The sequence below is a fragment of the Microbacterium sediminis genome (assembly GCF_004564075.1).
Lineage (GTDB): Bacteria > Actinomycetota > Actinomycetes > Actinomycetales > Microbacteriaceae > Microbacterium > Microbacterium sediminis.
This window is the reverse complement of the sequence record NZ_CP038256.1, coordinates 2222377-2241300: the sequence shown is the minus strand read 5'-3', so window position 1 is coordinate 2241300 and position 18924 is coordinate 2222377. Positions and strand designations below refer to the sequence as shown.

Annotated in this window: 18 protein-coding genes and 1 tRNA gene; 11 read left to right on the top strand and 8 right to left on the bottom strand. The window is 71.4% G+C overall.

The window, feature by feature from the left end:
• Positions 1-73: 73 nt before the first annotated feature.
• From E3O41_RS10695 to E3O41_RS10685, 3 genes are all read right to left on the bottom strand, one after another.
• A complete protein-coding gene (locus tag E3O41_RS10695; protein WP_135012388.1) occupies positions 74-1294 on the bottom strand; it encodes a DivIVA domain-containing protein in 1221 nt (406 codons plus the stop codon).
• A gap of 148 nt (positions 1295-1442) precedes the next feature.
• Entirely contained in the window at positions 1443-2642 is a 1200-nt protein-coding gene (locus E3O41_RS10690) for a pyridoxal phosphate-dependent aminotransferase (protein ID WP_135012386.1), read from the bottom strand.
• A 268-nt stretch (positions 2643-2910) separates the two neighbouring features.
• A complete protein-coding gene (locus tag E3O41_RS10685) occupies positions 2911-4395 on the bottom strand; it encodes a PucR family transcriptional regulator (protein WP_067027728.1) in 1485 nt (494 codons plus the stop codon).
• Between the two features lie 90 nt (positions 4396-4485).
• Between E3O41_RS10685 and gabT the strand changes: the two genes are divergently transcribed.
• From gabT to rplA, 8 genes are all read left to right on the top strand, one after another.
• On the top strand, positions 4486-5835 hold the full coding sequence (gene gabT / locus E3O41_RS10680; protein WP_135012384.1) for a 4-aminobutyrate--2-oxoglutarate transaminase: 1350 nt from the start codon (positions 4486-4488) through the stop codon (positions 5833-5835).
• A 19-nt stretch (positions 5836-5854) separates the two neighbouring features.
• Entirely contained in the window at positions 5855-7312 is a 1458-nt protein-coding gene (locus E3O41_RS10675) for an NAD-dependent succinate-semialdehyde dehydrogenase (protein WP_067027730.1), read from the top strand.
• Between the two features lie 34 nt (positions 7313-7346).
• A complete protein-coding gene (locus tag E3O41_RS10670; RefSeq protein ID WP_135012382.1) occupies positions 7347-8714 on the top strand; it encodes an aldehyde dehydrogenase family protein in 1368 nt (455 codons plus the stop codon).
• Between the two features lie 148 nt (positions 8715-8862).
• Positions 8863-8935 (top strand) — tRNA-Trp (locus E3O41_RS10665).
• 35 nt (positions 8936-8970) lie between these two features.
• On the top strand, positions 8971-9228 hold the full coding sequence (gene secE, locus E3O41_RS10660; protein WP_067027733.1) for a preprotein translocase subunit SecE: 258 nt from the start codon (positions 8971-8973) through the stop codon (positions 9226-9228).
• Positions 9229-9259: 31 nt separating this feature from the next.
• Entirely contained in the window at positions 9260-10213 is a 954-nt protein-coding gene (nusG, locus tag E3O41_RS10655) for a transcription termination/antitermination protein NusG (RefSeq protein WP_067027734.1), read from the top strand.
• 177 nt (positions 10214-10390) lie between these two features.
• Positions 10391-10822, top strand: a complete 432-nt coding sequence (rplK, locus tag E3O41_RS10650) for a 50S ribosomal protein L11 (RefSeq protein WP_067027736.1) — start codon at positions 10391-10393, stop codon at positions 10820-10822.
• 14 nt (positions 10823-10836) lie between these two features.
• Positions 10837-11526 carry a 50S ribosomal protein L1 gene (gene rplA, locus E3O41_RS10645; RefSeq protein WP_067027738.1) on the top strand — a complete coding sequence of 230 codons (690 nt, stop codon included), beginning with the start codon at positions 10837-10839 and terminating at the stop codon, positions 11524-11526.
• 190 nt (positions 11527-11716) lie between these two features.
• On the opposite strand, the gene E3O41_RS10640 is transcribed toward rplA, so the two are convergent.
• The gene (locus E3O41_RS10640) at positions 11717-12370 is read right to left on the bottom strand and encodes a LysE/ArgO family amino acid transporter (protein WP_067027740.1); all 654 of its coding nucleotides are present in this window, start codon (positions 12368-12370) and stop codon (positions 11717-11719) included.
• An 85-nt stretch (positions 12371-12455) separates the two neighbouring features.
• On the opposite strand from E3O41_RS10640, the gene E3O41_RS10635 reads away from it, so the two are divergent.
• Positions 12456-13322, top strand: coding sequence for a LysR family transcriptional regulator ArgP (locus E3O41_RS10635; protein WP_067027743.1), 867 nt, complete (start codon positions 12456-12458; stop codon positions 13320-13322).
• Positions 13323-13328: 6 nt separating this feature from the next.
• Here the strand turns inward: E3O41_RS10635 and E3O41_RS10630 are convergent, their stop codons facing one another.
• The 4 genes from E3O41_RS10630 to E3O41_RS10615 form a co-directional block, all read right to left on the bottom strand.
• Positions 13329-14357 (bottom strand): NADP-dependent oxidoreductase, encoded by a 1029-nt coding sequence (locus E3O41_RS10630; protein WP_067027745.1) that lies wholly within the window; start codon positions 14355-14357, stop codon positions 13329-13331.
• Between the two features lie 123 nt (positions 14358-14480).
• Positions 14481-14972 (bottom strand): MarR family winged helix-turn-helix transcriptional regulator, encoded by a 492-nt coding sequence (locus E3O41_RS10625; protein WP_083991037.1) that lies wholly within the window; start codon positions 14970-14972, stop codon positions 14481-14483.
• Positions 14969-16693 carry an MDR family MFS transporter gene (locus E3O41_RS10620; protein ID WP_067027747.1) on the bottom strand — a complete coding sequence of 575 codons (1725 nt, stop codon included), beginning with the start codon at positions 16691-16693 and terminating at the stop codon, positions 14969-14971. Before E3O41_RS10620 ends, E3O41_RS10625 begins: the two co-directional genes overlap by 4 nt.
• 238 nt (positions 16694-16931) lie before the next feature.
• The gene (locus tag E3O41_RS10615) at positions 16932-17615 is read right to left on the bottom strand and encodes a YqaJ viral recombinase family protein (RefSeq protein WP_135012380.1); all 684 of its coding nucleotides are present in this window, start codon (positions 17613-17615) and stop codon (positions 16932-16934) included.
• 322 nt (positions 17616-17937) lie between these two features.
• Between E3O41_RS10615 and rplJ the strand changes: the two genes are divergently transcribed.
• Both rplJ and rplL read left to right on the top strand, forming a co-directional pair.
• Positions 17938-18453 (top strand): 50S ribosomal protein L10, encoded by a 516-nt coding sequence (gene rplJ / locus E3O41_RS10610; RefSeq protein WP_067027903.1) that lies wholly within the window; start codon positions 17938-17940, stop codon positions 18451-18453.
• Positions 18454-18503: 50 nt separating this feature from the next.
• The gene (rplL, locus tag E3O41_RS10605; protein WP_067027751.1) at positions 18504-18893 is read left to right on the top strand and encodes a 50S ribosomal protein L7/L12; all 390 of its coding nucleotides are present in this window, start codon (positions 18504-18506) and stop codon (positions 18891-18893) included.
• Positions 18894-18924: the final 31 nt, after the last annotated feature.

Here is an 18924-nt window from a genome sequence, read left to right as displayed (position 1 = left end):
CCTGAGTCCGCAAGTCTCTGCGGAGTCCGCGCGTTTGAACGCCCGGACTGAGCAGAGACTTGCGGATTTGCGCTCAGTCCTCTGCGGGATCGGCGTCGTCGGCCGGCAGCTCGGGCACGGCGGAGAGGGGGCCGTCGGGGCGGATCAGCTCGCGCACCTCGGCCATGAAGCTGTTCAGCTGCTGCTGCTGCCAGCGCAGCTGACGCGTGCGGTCCTCGGCGTCGCGCAGCACCGCGGTGGTGTGCGACGTGACCGTCTCGACGATCTTCTGGGCCTTCACGCGCGCCCGCTCGAGCGTCTCGCTCGCGCGCACCTTGGCGTCGGCCTCGATCTGCGCGGCCTGCGCGCGCATGAGGCGCTCGAACTCCTCGGCCTTGGCCGAGATCCGCTGGGCGTGCTCGAGCGACGAGGCGACCTGCTCATTGGCGTCGGCCGTGATGCGCTCGGCGTGGGCCACGGCCTGGTTGTGCAGCACGAGGAACTCCTGCTGCGCGTCGTCCTGGCGCCGCGTGAGCGACTCCTCGAACTCCAGCACCCGCTGGTGGATGTCGCGCACATCGCGCTCGGCGTCGGCCCGCTGCTGGGCGGTCTCGCTCGTGACCATGGCCCGCAGTGCCGCCGCGCCCTTCTCGGCCTCGGTGCGGATGGCGGCGGCCTCGCGCTCGGCCTGTGCCACCTTCTCGGCCGCGTGAGCCGCCTCGCGCTGGATGCGGGCCTCGTGCGCGGTGTACTCCGTCTCCATCTTGAGCCGGATCTGGTCGGCGTCGTGCTGCGCCTGCGCGGTGATGCGCACCACGTCGGCCTCGAGCTCCGCCCGCTGCGCGAGCACGTCGTCGCGGGCCGCCTCGAGCAGGCGCTCGGCCTGCAGCGCGGTGTTCTGGATGAGCGTGTTGGCCTGCTCCTCGGCCACCCGCAGCACGGCCTCGAACTGCTGGCGCGTGGGCGGCTGGTCGCCGTCGGCACCCTCGGCGCTGAACTCCGCCGTCAGGGCCGCGAGCTTCTGCTCGGCGTCGGCGGCACGGGCCTGCGCGGCGGCGAGCTCCTCGGCCAGCTGCGCCGTCTCGGAGCTGCCGGCCTCGGAGGCGGCGCGGGCCTGCGCGGACTCGGCGCGCAGATCGGCCACCTCGGCGCTCAGGCGCTGCAGCTTGGAGGTCAGCTCGGCGAAGGCCGCGTCGACCTCCTCGCGGTCGTACCCGCGGAAGCCGACGGAGAAGGAGGTGTGCTCGGCGTGGTCGGCCGGCAGGAGGTCGTCGAAGTCGTCACGGCGCGCGCCGTCGGTGGACGTGGTGCTCATCGGAGCAGCTCCCTGGAGGGGTCAGGAACGGGGAAGGAGTGACAGCGCAGGCGGCTGGGGGGACGACCGACCCTGCGTGTCCATCGTAGGAGCACGAGGGGTCGCCGAACACCACGGGTCCCCGGACAGGGAGCGGGCGAGACCGGCCTCAGCCGAACAGGCGCTGCAGGCGCTGCACGCCCTCGAGCAGCTGGTCGTCGCCGAGGGCGTACGACAGGCGCAGGTAGCCGCTCGGGCCGAAGGCCTCGCCGGGGACGACGGCGACCTCGGCCTCGTCGAGGATATAGTCGGCCAGCTCGAGCGACGTGTCGATCCGGCGACCGCCCCACTCGCGGCCGAGCAGCCCGGTCACGTCGGGGTAGACGTAGAAGGCGCCCTTCGGCGTGGGCACCGACATCCCGTCGATCTTCGACAGCTCGGCGACCATGAGCGTGCGACGGCGATCGAACGCCTCGCGCATCCGCTCCGCCTCGTCCTGCGGGCCGGTGAGCGCGGCGATCGTGGCCTGCTGGGCGACGTTGTTGACGTTGCTCGTCAGGTGCGACTGCAGGTTCGCGGCGATCTTGATCGCGTCGAGCGGGCCGACCATCCAGCCCACCCGCCAGCCCGTCATCGCGTAGGTCTTGGCGACGCCGTTGACGAGGATCGTCTGGCCGGCCAGCTCCGGCACGGCCTCGACGATCGAGACGGCGCGGACGCCGTCGTAGGTGAGGTTCTGGTAGATCTCGTCGGTCATCACCCAGATCCCGTGGGCGAGGGCCCATTCGCCGATCGCCCGGGTCTCCTCCTCGGTGTAGACCGAGCCGGTCGGGTTGGAGGGCGAGACGAACACGAGCACCGTCGTGCGCTCGGTGCGGGCGGCCTCCAGCTGGTCGACGGTGACCTTGTAGTCCTGATCGGCGCCCGCGAACACCTCGACCGGCACGCCGTCGGCGAGCTGGATCGCCTCGGGGTAGGTGGTCCAGTACGGCGCGGGCAGCAGCACCTCGTCGCCGGGGTTCACGATCGCCTGGAACGCCTGATACACCGCCTGCTTGCCGCCGTTGGTCACGACGATCTGCGCCGGCGAGACCTCCAGGCCCGAGTCGCGCAGGGTCTTGGCCGCGATCGCCTCGCGCAGCGCCGGCAGGCCCGCGGCGGCGGAGTAGCGGAAGTTCGCGGGGTTGCGCAGCGCCTCGGCGGCCGCGTCGACGATGAACGACGGGGTGGGGAAGTCCGGCTCGCCCGCCGCATAGGAGATGACCGGCCGCCCCTCGGCCTTGAGGGCCTTCGCCTTGGCGTCGACCTTCAGGGTCGCCGACTCGGCGATGGCGGAGATCTTGCGGGACAGCGGCGCGCGTTCGGTCACGCGTCCATCGTAGGACCCCACCCGCACCTCGCCTACGGCCCTGCGCCCCGGCGCGTGCGGCCTCGACTCGCTGCGCTCGCTCCGCCCGTCTCCGCTCCGCGGCTGCGCCGCTCCGGTCGACGAGCGGTGGGTGGTGGGTGCCGTGAGGAGTGTGATCGCCGCGGCCACCCCGCGTACGGGCCCCCGCCACTCGGGCTCGTCGACCGAGCGAAGCGAGCGGAGACGGGTCGAGCGCAGGCGCGGCAGCGCCGGGGTCGAGGCCGGCGCCCTACGCCACCGGCCCCGTCGCGCGCAGCGCCGCCCACAGCTCGGCCCGGGCGGCGAACGACGCCAGGTCGCGGCCCAGCAGCTCGGCGGCGCGCGCGACCCGGGCCCGCACGGTGTGGCGGTGCACCCCGAGGGCGCGCGCCGCGTCGTCGTACCGGGCATCGTGGGCGAGCCACGCGCGCAGCGTCGCCGTCAGCTCCGGATGCCCGTCCAGGGGAGCGAGCACGGCGCGCGCCGCGGCGCGGGCGTCATCGCCCAGCGCATCGAGCACCGCGACCTCGGCCTCGCCGAAGACGCGCACCCCCTCCGGTCCGCGCGCGGCCCGCGCCTGATCGATCGCCCGCGGCAGGCGCGCGTAGGGCCCGGGCAGCGACACCCCGACGCCCGTGCCGAAGCGGCGCGCGACCTCGCCGAACACGTCGAGCGCCCCGCGCCCCGCGATGATCGCGATGCCGCCGGCGGGCAGCACGCCGAAGGCGAGCCGGCCCCGCAGCTGCGCGGCCCGCAGCTCCAGGTACGACAGCGCCGCGTCCGAGGCGTCGCGCAGCAGGCCGACCGTGACCGGCTCGGCCGGCAGCCCGCCCCACGGCTCGGCGACGTCGCGGGCGAGGTCGAGTTCGCCGCGGAGCAGGGCGCGCAGCACACCGGCGCGCAGCGCGGCGCGGGTCAGCGTCAGCTCCTCGCGCTGCTCGAGTGCGAAGCCGGCCATCGCGACCACCGTAGTGACGACGCCGCGCTCCTCCTGGTCGAGCCGGCCGTCGGCCGCCGCCTCGACCACGAGCGCACCGCGCAGCGCCCCGCCGCGGCCGAGGGTCTGGATCTGGAAGGCGCGGCCCTCGATCGGGATCGTCTCGGCGGCGCGGACCTCGGCCGCCAGCAGCCGGGCGACCTCGTCGCGCAGCCCTTGCGCCGCGGCCTGCGGCAGCCGCGTCGGGCGCGCGTGGGTGAGCGCGCCCGTGGCGTCGTAGAGACCGACCCATCGCCCGAGCTGCGAGGCGAGCTCGGCGAGCGCGGCGCCGAGCGCGTCGGGGCGCAGGGCCGCGAGCGAGATCGCCCGCTGTGCGGCGAGCGCCCAGCTGCGGCGGGCGTACGCCTCGGCGGCCAGGGCGTCGGCGTTGGCGCGGGCCACGGCGATGAAGGGGGTGCGGAACGGCACCTCGAACAGGGGGAGACCTGCGGCCGCGCACGCCGCGACGAGGTCGTCGGGCACGCCGTCGCGCACGACCTCGGTGCCGAAGCCCAGCGCCGCCACGCCGCGGCGGACCAGGCGCCCGACGTACGGCGCGTGATCGTCCATCGCCGCAAACTGCGTGCCGGTCGTGAGCAGGGCCACGCCCTCGTCGAGGAACGGGGTCGGATCGGCCAGATCGGAGGAGTGGATCCAGCGCAGCGTGCGGTCGAGGTCGTCGTCGGCGATCTCCCCGATCGGCCGCAGGCCCAGGTCGCGCCGACCCAGCAGCGCCCGCAGCGTCGGTCGATCGCTCACGCTCGCCCCTCTCCACCGCGTCTAAGCGATGAGAACATGCTATCCACCATGTATAGATGTCGCGATCGCCCCGGACCCTAGCATCGCGACATGACCACTCCCGCGATCGACACCGTCGGTGGCCCCACGCTCCCGCAGGAGCGCCGCGTCGTCACCCCCATCCCCGGCCCGCGCTCGCAGGAGCTCATGGCCCGCAAGTCGGCGGCCGTCGCCGCCGGCGTGGGCGTCGGCTCGCCCGTGGCGACGGTCGCGGCCGGGGGCGGCGTGATCGTCGACGCCGACGGCAACTCGCTCATCGACCTCGGCTCGGGCATCGCCGTGACGAGCGTGGGCAACGCCCACCCTGCGGTGGCCGCGGCGATCGCCGAGCAGGCCGCGCGCTTCACCCACACGTGCTTCATGATCACGCCGTACGAGTCGTACGTCGCCGTGGCCGAGGCGCTCAACCGCCTCACGCCCGGCGATCACGACAAGCGCACGGCGCTGTTCAACACCGGCGCCGAGGCCGTCGAGAACGCCGTGAAGATCGCACGCAAGCACACCGGCCGCGGCGCGGTGGTCGCCTTCGAGCACGGCTACCACGGCCGCACCAACCTCACTATGGCGCTCACGGCCAAGGCGATGCCGTACAAGAGCGGGTTCGGGCCGTTCGCGCCCGAGGTGTACCGCGCGCCGCTGTCGTACCCGTTCCGCGACGGGCTGTCGGGCGCCGAGGCCGCCGCGCGCGCGATCGCGACGATCGAGAAGCAGGTCGGCGCCGAGAACCTCGCGGCGCTCATCATCGAGCCGATCCAGGGGGAGGGCGGCTTCATCGTGCCCGCGGAGGGCTTCCTGCCCGCGCTGGCCCGCTGGGCGCGCGAGAACGGCGTGGTCTTCATCGCCGACGAGGTGCAGACCGGGTTCGCCCGCACCGGCGCGATGTTCGCCAGCGAGCACGAGGGGATCGTGCCCGACCTCATCACGACGGCCAAGGGCATCGCCGGCGGGATGCCCCTCGCGGCGGTCACGGGCCGCGCCGAGATCATGGACGCCGCCCACGCCGGCGGGCTCGGCGGCACCTACGGCGGCAATCCGGTGGCCTGCGCCGCGGCGCTCGCCGCGATCGACGCCTACGAGAACGAGGGGCTCGTCGCCCGGGCGAACGAGATCGGGGCGATCCTCGTCGAGCGCCTCACCGCGCTGCAGGTGACCGACCCGCGCATCGGGGAGGTCCGCGGGCGCGGCGCGATGGTCGCCATCGAGCTGGTCGATCCCGACACGCAGGCGCCCGACGCGGGACTGGCGGCGGCGATCGCCCGCCACGCGCTCGAGCACGGCGTGGTGCTGCTTACCTGCGGCACCTACGGCAACGTCATCCGGTTCCTGCCGCCGCTCGCGATCGGCGACGAACTGCTGCACGATGGCCTCGACGTGGTCGCCGACGCGCTCGCGGCCGCCTGAGACGGATCGGAGAACGGACATGGACGAGAAGGCACTGATCGCATCGATCCCGAAGGGCCTGTTCATCGGCGGCGCCTGGCGCGACGCCGAGGGCGCCGCGACGTTCGCGGTGCGCGACCCCGCCACGAACGCCGTGATCGGCGAGGTCGCCGACGCCACGGCCGCCGACGCGACCGCCGCGCTCGATGCCGCCGTCGCGGCGCAGGACGAGTGGGCCGCCACGGCTCCCCGCCGCCGCAGCGACATCCTCCGCCGCGCGTGGGAGCTCGTGCAGGAGCGCAAGGAGGATCTCGCGCTCATCATGACCGTCGAGATGGGCAAGCCGTTCGCCGAGTCGCTCGGCGAGGTCGCCTACGGCGGCGAGTTCCTGCGCTGGTTCAGCGAGGAGGCCGTGCGCATCTCCGGTCGCTACGGGGCCAACCCCGAGGGCACCGGACGCATGATCGTCTCGCAGCACCCGGTGGGGCCGTGCTTCTTCATCACGCCGTGGAACTTCCCCTTCGCGATGGCCACGCGCAAGATCGCGCCGGCCCTCGCCGCGGGCTGCACGAGCGTCATCAAGCCGCCGCAGCTGACGCCGCTGACGACCATGTTCTTCGCCACCCTGCTCGAGGAGGCGGGGCTGCCGAAGGGCGTGCTGAACATCGTCACCTCGTCGTCGTCGAGCCGGGTCTCGGAGCCGATCCTCTCCGACCCGCGCCTGCGCAAGCTGTCGTTCACCGGCTCGACCGCCGTGGGCAAGAAGCTCATCGCGCAGGCCGCCGAGAACGTGCTGCGCGTGTCGATGGAGCTCGGCGGCAACGCGCCGTTCGTGGTGTTCGAGGACGCCGATCTCGACAAGGCCGTGGAGGGCGCGATGGCGGCGAAGTTCCGCAACATCGGCCAGGCGTGCACGGCCGCCAACCGGATCATCGTGCACCGCGACATCGCCGAGGCGTTCACCGCCAAGGTGGCCGAGCGCGTGGCGGGGATGAAGATCGGGCGCGGCACCGAGGAGGGCGTCCAGATCGGCCCGCTGATCGACGACGCGGCGGTGGCCAAGGCCGACGAGCTCGTGCGCGACGCCGTCGCCAAGGGCGCCACGCTCGTGCGCGGCGGCAAGCCGATCGACGGGCCGGGCACCTTCTTCGAGCCGACCGTCCTGTCGGGCCTGCCCACGGACGCGAAGATCATGAGCGAGGAGATCTTCGGCCCGGTGTTCGCCGTGACGACGTTCGCCGACGAGGACGAGGCCGTCGCCCTCGCCAACGACACCGAGTACGGCCTCGTCTCGTACGTGTTCACCGAGGATCTCGCCCGCGGGCACCGGATGGTCGACCGGCTGCAGACCGGCATGATGGGCCTGAACGTGGGCGTCGTCTCGAACGCCGCCGCGCCGTTCGGCGGCGTGAAGCAGTCGGGCATGGGGCGCGAGGGCGGGCTCGAGGGCATCCACGAGTACCTCTCGACGAAGTACACCCTGCTGCCCGGCGCCTGAGCACGATCCCGTTCCTTCGACGAAGAGGAGAGCCATGACCGCGTATGCCGTCGTCAACCCCGCCACCGGCGAGACCCTGGCTGAGTACCCCACGTTCACCGATGTCGAGGTCGAGGGCGCGCTCGCGCGGGCCGCGGCCGGCTTCGCGGCGTGGTCAGCCACGCCGCCGGCGGAGCGTGCCGCGCTCGTGTCGCGCGCGGCCGAGCTGCTGCGCGAGCGGCAGCGCGAGCTGGGCGAGATCATCGTGCGCGAGATGGGCAAGCCGATCGGCGCCGCCGCGGGCGAGGCCGACTTCTCGGCCGACATCCTGCAGTTCTACGCCGACAACGCCGAGGCGATCACGGCGGACCGGCCGATCGAGATCCTCGGCGACGGCAGCGCCGTGATCCGCCCGACGCCGCTCGGGGCGCTGCTGGGGATCATGCCGTGGAACTTCCCGTACTACCAGGTGGCGCGCTTCGCCGGTCCGAACCTCATCAACGGCAACGTGATCCTGCTCAAGCACGCGCCGCAGTGTCCCGAGTCCGCCGAGGCGCTGCAGGCGATCTTCGACGACGCCGGGTTCCCCGAGGGCGTCTACCAGAACGTGCGGCTGAGCAACGAGCAGGCCGCCGCCGTCATCGCGGATCCGCGCGTGGCGGGCGTCTCGCTGACGGGATCGGAGCGGGCGGGCGCCGCGGTCGCCGAGGTCGCGGGCCGGCACCTGAAGAAGGTGGCGCTCGAGCTGGGCGGCTCCGATCCCTTCCTCGTGCTCGCGGCCGACGACCTCGATCGGGTCGTGGCCGACGCCGTCGTGGCGCGCGTGGACAACTCCGGCCAGGCCTGCAACGCCGGCAAGCGCTTCATCGTCGTCGACGCGCTCTACGACGCCTTCGCCGAGAAGTTCGTCGCCGCGATGGCCGAGCAGCAGCCGGGCGACCCGGCCGCGGACGGGAACCCGATGGTGGGGCCGCTGTCCTCGCTCGCGGCCGCCGAGCGGCTCGAGGAGCAGGTGTCGCGCGCGATCGCGCAGGGCGCGACGCCGCTGCTGCAGGGCGAGCGCGACGGCGCCTGGTTCCCGCCGCACGTGCTGGCCGACGTGACGCCCGAGATGGACGCGTACCGCGAGGAGCTGTTCGGCCCCGTCGCCGTCCTGTACCGCGTGAAGGACGAGGCCGAGGCGATCGCGCTCGCCAACGACACCCCGTTCGGCCTGGGGTCGTACGTCTACACGACCGATCCGGCCCAGGCCGAGCGCGTGGCCGACGCGATCCAGGCCGGCATGGTCTACGTCAACATCGTCGCGGCCGACAGCCCCGAGCTGCCCTTTGGCGGCATCAGGCGATCGGGCACGAGCCGCGAGCTCGGCCTGCTTGCCGCCGACGAGTTCGTCAACAAGAAGCTCATCCGCATCGGCGCCTGACTCATGAGCGCCGCCGCGACGCGCCCGGGAGTCCGGCCTCGATTCGAGGGGCCTGCGCACATGCCGTACACTTGTCGAAGCAGTTGTCTGCATTCTTTCGGCATGCCCGGGAGGGTTCGGGCAGCACCCCGAGGATCCCGGATCCTCTAGGGCGGTAGCTCAATTGGCAGAGCAGCGGTCTCCAAAACCGCAGGTTGCAGGTTCGATTCCTGTCCGCCCTGCGCGTCAGCGTCAGCTGGCCCACGAAAGGTAGCGAATGGCCAAGGACGTCTCGGGCGACATCGTCGCGGCGAACGGCACGACCGAGAAGAAGCCCAACTTCTTCAAGCGGATCATGATCTTCTTCCGCCAGGTCATCGCCGAGCTCCGCAAGGTGGTCACTCCGACCCGTTCGGAACTCTTCACGTTCACGGCCGTCGTGCTCGGATTCGTCGTGGTCATGATGGGTCTCGTGTACGGGCTCGACATCGTGTTCTCGTGGGTCACGACCGTCGTCTTCGGCGTTCCGAACTGACCTACCGACGCACGAACGAGAGAGAACACACGTGTCTGAGAACCACTTCGACGACGTCGACCTGGCCACGGCTGCCGAGCAGTCGAGCGAGGACGACGAGGCGCAGGACGGCAACGTCCTCGCGAACGAGGAGCGCGCGAGCGACTCCGCGGAGCGCCGCGCCATGCACATCGAGGGCGGCGAGTTCGCGGACGAGGACATCGAGATCGACGACCCGGAGGCTGACGCGATCGTGAACGACGCTCTGAACATCGACGAGACCTCCGAGGTCGAGGCCGCGGCCGAGGTGCTGGCCGACGACGCCACGGAGAACGGCGAGGCGGCCCCGGTCGAGGGCGACGCCGCCGAGAACGACGACGACCCCTACGCCGAGTTCCGCGCCGAGCTGCGCTCGCTCGAGGGCAAGTGGTACGTCATCCACTCCTACGCCGGCTTCGAGCGCAAGGTGAAGGCCAACATCGAGCAGCGCAAGTCGACGCTCGAGGTCGAGGACGACATCTACCAGGTCGAGGTCCCCATGGAGGACGTCGTCGAGATCAAGAACGGCCAGCGCAAGATGGTCACCCGCGTGCGCATCCCGGGCTACGTGCTCGTGCGCATGGAGCTCAACGAGGACACCTGGTCGGTCGTCCGCCACACGCCGGGCGTGACGGGCTTCGTCGGCAACGCGCACAACCCGACGCCGCTGCGCTTCGAAGAGGCGTTCAACATGCTCAAGCCGCTCGCCGAGATCAAGGAGGCCGAGAAGGCCGCCGCCTCGGGCAAGTCGGCCGCGAAGACCGGCGCCGCGCCGCGCGTGATCCCCGCCGAGGTCGACTTCGAGGTGGGCGAGACCATCACGATCAAGGAGGGCTCGTTCGCGGGCCTGCCCGGCACGATCAGCGAGATCAACGCCGCGAGCGGCAAGCTCACGGTCCTCGTCTCGCTCTTCGAGCGCGAGACCCCGGTCGAGCTCAGCTTCGACCAGGTCACCAAGATGATCTGATCCCTCCGGGATCCCTTCGAGAGCCGCTCCCTTCCGGGGGCGGCTCTCGGGCGTTTCTGGTAAGATCATCTGGTTTGCGCCCCGTCTGCGCGAACGACACACCACCGCTCGTCAGGTTGGCTCCTGCGTGCGGGAGAGCGGATGCAACCGGCATCCACTCGACGAAAGGAATGTGCAATGGCACCGAAGAAGAAGGTCTCGGGGCTCATCAAGCTCCAGATCCAGGCCGGCCAGGCCAACCCGGCGCCGCCGATCGGACCCGCCCTGGGTCAGCACGGCGTCAACATCATGGAGTTCTGCAAGGCGTACAACGCCGCGACCGAGTCGCAGCGCGGCAACGTCATCCCCGTGGAGATCACCGTCTACGAGGACCGCAGCTTCACCTTCGTTCTGAAGACCCCGCCGGCCGCTGAGCTGATCAAGAAGGCCGCGGGCATCAAGAGCGGTTCGGCCACGCCCCACACGGTGAAGGTCGCCAAGCTCACCAAGGCTCAGGTCGAGGAGATCGCCAAGACCAAGCAGCCCGACCTGAACGCGAACGACCTCGAGGCCGCCTCGAAGATCATCGCCGGCACCGCCCGCTCCATGGGCGTCACGGTCGAGGACTGAGGGGGATAACGAAAATGGCTAAGTCCAAGGTTTACGCAGCCGCCGCCTCGAAGCTCGAGGAAGGCAAGTTCTACACTCCCGCCGAGGCCGTCGCCCTGGCGAAGGAGACGGGCTCGAAGAAGTTCGACTCGACCGTCGAGGTCGCGCTGAAGCTCTCGGTCGACCCCCGCAAGGCCGACCAGATGGTGCGCGGCACCGTCATGCTCCCGCACGGCACCGGTAAGACCGCCCGCGTCATCGTGTTCGCGAACGGCCCGGCCGCCGAGGCCGCGATCGCCGCGGGCGCCGACGAGGTCGGTGGCGCCGAGCTGATCGAGAAGGTCGCCGCCGGCTGGACCGACTTCGACGCCGCCGTGGCGGTTCCGGAGCTCATGGGCCAGGTCGGTCGCCTGGGTAAGGTGCTGGGTCCCCGTGGCCTGATGCCGAACCCCAAGACCGGCACCGTGACCCCGAACCCGGCCAAGGCCGTCGAGGAGATCAAGGGCGGAAAGATCGAGTTCCGCGTCGACAAGCACGCCAACATCCACTTCATCGTGGGCAAGGCGTCGTTCGCTCCCGAGCAGCTCGAGGCCAACCTGACCGCCGCTCTCGACGAGATCGTGCGCCTCAAGCCGTCGAGCTCGAAGGGCCGTTACATCCAGAAGGGCTCGGTGTCGACCACGTTCGGCCCCGGCATCCCGCTGGACGTCAACGTCATCTCCTGACGCTCTCGCGCATCGGAACGGGCCCCGTCCTCGGACGGGGCCCGTTCTGCGTTTGCGGGGTGCGTGCCGCAGCATTCCGACGCGCTTCAGGCACCGCGGCTCGTCGACCGGAGCGGCGCAGCCGCGGAGCGGAGACGGGTCGAGCGCAGCCGCGCAGCGGCGGAGTCGAGACCGCTGTGTTCGGGCGAGCTCAGCCGATCGCGAGCCGCACGGCCAAGCCCAGCATGACCACGGCGATGATCGAGTCGAGGATCCGCCAGGCACGCGGCGTGCGGAGGTAGCGGCCCAGCAGCGTCGCGGCGAAGGCGAGCGAGCTGAACCAGATCGTCGAGCCCGCGATCGCGCCCAGCGTGAAGGCCCAGCGCCCCTCACCGAATGTGTTCGCGATCGATCCCAGCATCGCCACGTCGAGCCACAGGTGCGGGTTGAGCCAGGTCATCGCGGCGCAGGTGAGCAGCGCGGCCGCGAGCGTTCCCGTGCGGGGGCGCGTCAGCACCGCCGTCCCGCCCCCACTCGCGGGCGCCGCCGGCGCATCCGGCGCGGCCTCGAGCACCTCACCGCTGGGCCGCCAGGCGCGGCGGGCGGCGAGCAGGCCGTAGGTGGCGAGGAACACCACGCCGCCCCAGCGGGCGAGCTCCAGCACCCAGGGCGCGTGAGCGGCGACCCAGCCGACCGCGCCGGTGGCGCCGCCGATGAGGATCAGGTCGCTGAGGATGCAGAACAGCGTGACGGCGACGATGTGCTCGCGCTTGGCCGCCTGCCGCAGCAGGAACGCGTTCTGCGCGCCGATGGCGACGATGAGGGACAGGCCGATGCCGAGACCGGCGAGGAACGGGGTGAGCACGACTCCACGCTAGGCGCGCGGCGACCCGAAGGCCAGTTCATGGTGCTTCACCAGATGAAGCCACGCTTCAGATAGCCTGACGGCCATGAGGATCGCCCCCGAACTCGCCGAGACCGTAGCCGCGGTCGTCGACGCCGGCAGCTTCGAGCTCGCCGCCGTCGACCTGCGCATCTCGCCGTCGGCGGTGAGTCAGCGCCTGCGCGCCCTCGAGTCGGAGCTCGGCCAGGTGCTCGTCGTCCGGTCGCGTCCCGTCCGGGCGACGGAGGCCGGCGAGGCGGTGGTGCGCCTCGCCCGGCAGTACGCGGTGCTCGAGCACGACGCGGCCCGGGAGCTCGGCCTCGGCGGCGCGCGCGTGCAGCTGCCGCTCGCGGTCAACGCCGACTCGCTCGCGACGTGGATCATCGGGCCGCTGGCCGACTTCGCCGCGCGCCACCCCGTCGACGTGGAGCTCCTGCGCGACGACCAGGACGCCACGGCCGACATGCTCGCCTCCGGCACGGCGATCGGTGCCGTCACCTCCCAGGCCGAGCCGCTGGCCGGCTGCGTCGTCGTGCCCCTCGGTCGCATGCGGTACGTCGCGAGCGCCACGCCCGCGTACCTGGAGCGCTGGCTCCCGGACGGCGCCACCGCCGAGGCGCTGGCCTCGGCCCCGGTGATCGAGTTCGATCGCCGCGACGACCTGCAGAGCCGGTGGCTGGCCGCCCGAGGGGTCGATCCGTCGCGCCCGCCGCGGCACTACATCCCCGGCTCGCAGGACTTCGTGCGGGCGGTCCAGGCCGGCATGGGCTGGGGCCTCGTGCCCGTGCAGATGCCCGGCGACGGCCTCGTGCGCATCCACGACGACGAGGAGACCGTGCCCTTGTTCTGGCAGCGCCGACACCTGCGCTCGCCCCTGCTCGAGGAGCTCGACGCGGCCCTCGTGGCCGCGGCGGCCGCGGCCCTCCAGCGCTGATCCGGGTCAGCCCTCGGCGACCTGCAGCACGAGCTTGCCGCGCGTGCGGCCCTCCTCGAGGCGCCGGTGCGCGTGCGCGACGTCCTCGAGCGGGAAGACCTCGTCGATGTACACCTGCACCGATCCGGTCTCGAGCAGCCGGGCGATCGTCGTGAGCGCGACGCCGTCGGGCACCACCTTGAACGAGGTGGCCCGCACCCCCGCCGACTCGGCCTCCTCGGCGTATCCCGCCCAGCTGCCGGTGGGCACGCACACGAGCAGGCCGCCGGGCCGCAGCACGCCCAGCGAGCGCGATCCGGTGCGGCCGCTGACGTTGCCGACGAGATCGATCACCACGTCGACGTCGGCGACGACCTCCTCGAAGCGGGTGGTGGTGTAGTCGATCACCACCGCCGCGCCGAGCTCGCGCAGCCACGAGGCGTTGCGCGACGACGCGGTCGCGGTCACGTGCGCGCCGAAGTACGCCGCGAACTGCACGGCGAAGTGCCCCACGCCGCCGGCGCCGGCATGGATGAGGATGCGCTGGCCCTCGTGGGCGCGGGCGACCTCGACCACGAGCTGCCACGCCGTCAGCGCCGCCAGCGGCACGCCCGCGGCCTCGACGTGCGAGAGCGAGGCGGGCTTGTGCGCGACCGCCGTGGAGGGCGCGACGACGTACTCGGCGTGGCTGCCGCCCGTGCGGGGCACGGCCGCCATGCCGAAGACCGGGGTCCCGGGCGCCAGCGGATGGGCCTCATACGGCGCCTTCACGACCACGCCGGAGAAGTCGAAGCCGCCCACCGCCGGCCACGCGGCGAAGCCCGCCGAGACGCCGCGGCCCGCGCGCGTCTTGGCGTCGATCGGGTTGATCCCCGCGGCGATCACCCGCACGAGGACCTCGTTCATCACGGGCGCCGGGGTGGCGATCCGGTCGATGCGGAGCACCTCGGCCCCGCCGGGTTCGTCGAACACCACCGCCCGCATGGTGTCGGGCGTGGCGGGCACGGGCTCGGTGGCGAGCGCCGTGCTGCTCGAGCGAAGCGGCCGGAATCTCATGGGTCGCACCCCCTCCTGCGCGTTCGGCGCGCCGTCGCGCCGGTGTGACCTCAGTCAACCGCCCGCATGAGTCACCGGTGTTTCCTCGGTGCAAACAGTGCGGGGCCGCGTCGGGCGCGGGCCTCAGTCGGTGGGACCGCCCGGCGCGCCCTGGGCGAGCGAGTGCAGCAGCGCGGCGAGGCGTTCGACGTCCTCGACCGGCCACGCCTGCAGCTCGCGGAACAGGCCGTTCTCGCGGGGACCGCGGACCTCCTCGAGCCGCGCCTTCGCCTCGGGCGTGGCCTCGAGCAGCTGCGCGCGGCCGTCGTGGGGGTCGGGGGTGCGGGCGACGAGACCACGCTCCTCGAGCATGCTGATCAGCCGGCTGAGCTGCCCCTTGTCCACCGTCATGCGCTCGACGAGCTCCGAGGCCTTCACCGGGCCGTGCCGCACGATCGCCGTGAACACCTTGTAGGCGCCCGGCAGCAGGCCCGGTGAGAGACGCTCGGCATTGCGGGTGATGATGCGATGGAACCGCTGGGCGATCTCGGAGAACTCCGCCTCGACGCTGCGGATCGCCCGCTCGCGGGGATCGCCCGACTCGGCGGGGGAGTGGTCCATCGCCGGGCCGGTCATCGCGAGCTCGACCCCGAGCCGGACTCGCCGTCCGTGTGGCCCTGGACGGGGATCGCGCCGGTGGCGGCGAGCGAGACCTCGCTCACGCTCGCGAGCATCGGGTGCTCCTCCTCCGGCGTGAGGTCGTCGCCGGCGGCGACCGTGGCGACCTGGCCGGTCTTCGCCGACGTCTTCGACGCGGCCTTCTCGGCCTTCAGGCGCTCCACCGTCGTCTGACGGGTGAGCGGCTTGTTGGGCAGGAAGCAGATCGCGATGAAGCTGATGATCGCCAGCGGGATGCCCACGATGAACGCGTGGCTGATCGCCTGCGCCGACACCTGCTCGATGATCAGCGCGATGCCCTCGGGCAGGTCACGCGTGGCGGGAAGGGCGCCCGAGGCGAGCTCCTCGGCGATCGTCATGCCCTCGGCGCCGAGCTTCTGCACCTCGGCCATGAGGTCGGCCTGCCGGTCGGTGAGGAGCTGCGTCATGCTGGCGCCCATCACCGATCCCATCACCGCCGTGCCGACGGTACCGCCGACCGAGCGGAAGAAGTTCACGCCCGAGCTGGCGACGCCCACCTGGGCCGCCTCGGCGGTGTTCTGCACGACGAGCACGAGGTTCTGCATCGTCATGCCGGTGCCGGCGCCGAGCAGGAACATGTACACGCCCACGAGCCACATCGGGGTGTCGTACGCCAGCGTGCACAGCAGTACGATCGCGCCGAGCATCAGGATCGAGCCGGCCACGAGGTAGCTCTTCCACTTGCCGAACCGCGTCACGAACTGACCCACGATCGTCGACGTGCCGAGCATGCCGATCGCCATCGGCAGCATGAGCAGGCCGGCCTCGGTGGGGCCGAAGCCGCGTGAGATCTGCATGTACTGGCCGAGGTACACGTTGGTGCCGAACATCGACAGGCCGATCGCGATCGAGGCGATCACCGACAGCGTGAAGGTGAGGTTGCGGAACAGCGTCATCGGCACGAGGGGCTCGGCCACCCGGCGCTCCACGACGACGAAGAGGATGGCGGCGACCAGGCCGATCGAGACCATCGTGTAGGTCTGCCAGCTGTTCCAGCCGTAGTCGCTCACGTTCGTCACCCACACCAGCAGGAAGCCGGCGGCGACGCTGAGCAGCATGATGCCGAGGTAGTCGATCCGCACCTTCTGCTGCTCGCGCGGCTCGATGCGCAGGGTGCGCGTCAGCACGATGAAGGCGATGATGCCCAGGGGAACGCCCACGAAGAAGTTCCAGCGCCAGCCGACGGTGTCGGTGAGCAGGCCTCCCAGCAGCGGGCCGCCGACGGTGCCGATCGCCATGACGCCCGCGAACAGGCCCATGTAGCGGCCGCGCTCGCGGGGGCTGATGATGTCGGCCATCAGGATCTGGCTGAGCGCCTGCATGCCGCCGCCGCCGATGCCCTGCAGGGCGCGGAACGCGATGAGCATCTCGGCGTTCGGCGTCAGGCCCGCGCCCACGCTCGAGAGCACGAAGATCGACAGCGCGATCAGCATGAGCGTCTTGCGGTTGACGAGGTCGGCGAGCTTGCCCCAGATCGGCGTGGAGATCGCCGTGGTGAGCATCGTCATCGTGACGACCCAGGTGTACTGCGTCTGGGTGCCGCCCAGCGAGGGGATGATGACCGGCATCGAGGTGCCGACGACGGTCATCGTCATCATCGAGCAGAACATCGCCAGCAGGAGGCCGGAGAGGGCCTCCAGCACCTGGCGGTGCGACATCTTGGTGGGAAGTGGCGCGGTCAATGCGGGCCTTTCGACGTGGAGGGTTCGGTGGTGCGTGACCTCGTCGTCGCGCGAAAGTTGCTGAACGTCAACCATACGCCGATGGTTGCGATACGTCAACTAACGCCACGTCCGCAAGTCTCTGCCAAATCCGGGCAGCCGCTCGTCCGGACTTCGCAGAGACTTGCGGACTTGGGTCTCACCGGCGCCCGGGCGTCCGAGCCCGGCCGCGTGCTCAGTCGGCGAGGGCGAGGGCGCGGTAGGCCGAGCGCGTGGCGGAGCGGTGCAGCGCCTCCTCGCGCGGGGTGAGCGCGCGGCGCGTGGGCACCTCCTTGCCGGTGGTGCGGCGATACAGCTCGTCGATCAGGCTCGTGGCCAGCCGCACGAGCCGGTTGATCTCGGCGTCGTCCCGATCGATCCACACGCACTTGGGCTCGTCGTGCAGCGGGGAGAAGTCGCGGTGCTCCTCCCAGGCGAACAGCGTGCGCTCCGCACCGAGCACGTGCTGCTGCCACCAGACCTGGCGCAGGTAGGTGCGCGGGATCGTGCGCCACGACTTGTTCGTCGTCTTGATCTCGGCGAGGGTGATCCGTCCCGCGGCGTCCTCGGCGATGCCGTCGGGGGTGGCGAGGTGGCGCTTCTCGATCTCGGCGTGGAAGAGCGCGGTCGAGGGGTGGATGCCGTGCGTCGCGGCGACCCACGCCGCGATCTCCGGTTCGCGGCGGCGGCCGTGATCGGTGTAGGCGTTGCCGCCGAAGCGGGAGCCGTGGCCGAGCTTCGCGTCGGCGGCGCGGAGGATCGACGCCTCGCTCGTCAGCTGCGCGACGTCGGTCGCGGTGATGCCCGCGGCGCGTGCCCGGAGCCAGCCGACCCGGTCGCGGGAGTCCGCGACGATCCGGGCCTGCAGTTCGGGAGACATCCCCTCGACCCTAACCCCCGCCGCCGACAGCCTCCGGGGCGACGCGCGCGATCGCGGGCACTCGGGTGGCCCGAGTTGGCGGCAGGGCGTGGCGTGGCGTATGCTTATCGGAGCCGAAGACCGCCGGTCATCGTCGTGTGCGCAAGCGCATGGTGATCGAAGCACTGCTCAGCAGGGGCCCGCGCAGGTGTCACGAACGAATCTCCTGATTCCAGGATCACGCTCCGTGCGCTTGCGCCGGAGCGTTTTTGTTTTGCCGTGTGGTGGGAAACGGTCGGTGCCCCGCCTCCGCGGAGCGCCTCGTACACATCAAGGAGTGGCCATGGCGCAGAAGGAAGCATCGGTCGCCGAGCTCACGAAGAACTTCGAGAACTCGACCGCCGTTCTGCTCACCGAGTACCGCGGTCTGACGGTTGCCGAGCTCAAGGAGCTCCGCAACAGCATCCGTCAGGACGCGGAATACGCCGTGGTGAAGAACACGCTGACCAAGATCGCCGCGAACGCTGCGGGGATCACGGCTCTGGACGACGACCTCAAGGGTCCGTCGGCCATCGCTTTCGTGCACGGCGACCCGGTCGCCGTCGCGAAGGGTCTGCGTGCCTTCGCCAAGGCACACCCTCTTCTCGTGATCAAGGGCGGCTACTTCGACGGTGCCGCCCTGAGCCCCGAGGAGGTCAGCAAGCTGGCCGACCTCGAGAGCCGTGAAGTCCTGCTGGCCAAGGTCGCCGGCATGATGAAGGCCTCGATGTCGAAGGCTGCCGCCCTCTTCCAGGCGCCGCTGTCGAAGACCGTTCGCACGGTCGAGGCGCTGCGTGAGAAGCAGGAGACCGCCGCGTAACTCGCGGTGAGTAATCGACCACACAAACCCCAACCCACAGGAGATACATCATGGCGAAGCTCAGCACTGAGGAGCTGCTCGACGCGTTCAAGGAGCTCACCCTCATCGAGCTCAGCGAGTTCGTGAAGGCCTTCGAGGAGACCTTCGACGTCACCGCCGCCGCGCCCGTCGCGGTTGCCGCTGCCGGTGCCCCGGCTGCCGGTGGCGACGCCCCGGCCGAGGAGGAGAAGGACTCGTTCGACGTCATCCTCGAGGCCGCCGGCGACAAGAAGATCCAGGTCATCAAGGTCGTCCGCGAGCTCACCTCGCTCGGCCTCGGCGAGGCGAAGGCTCTCGTCGACGGTGCGCCGAAGCCCGTTCTCGAGGGCGCCAACAAGGAGGCCGCCGAGGCCGCCAAGGCGAAGCTCGAGGAGGCCGGCGCCACGGTGGGCCTCAAGTAATCCCACCTGTCGCAAGACACCTCACGAAGGC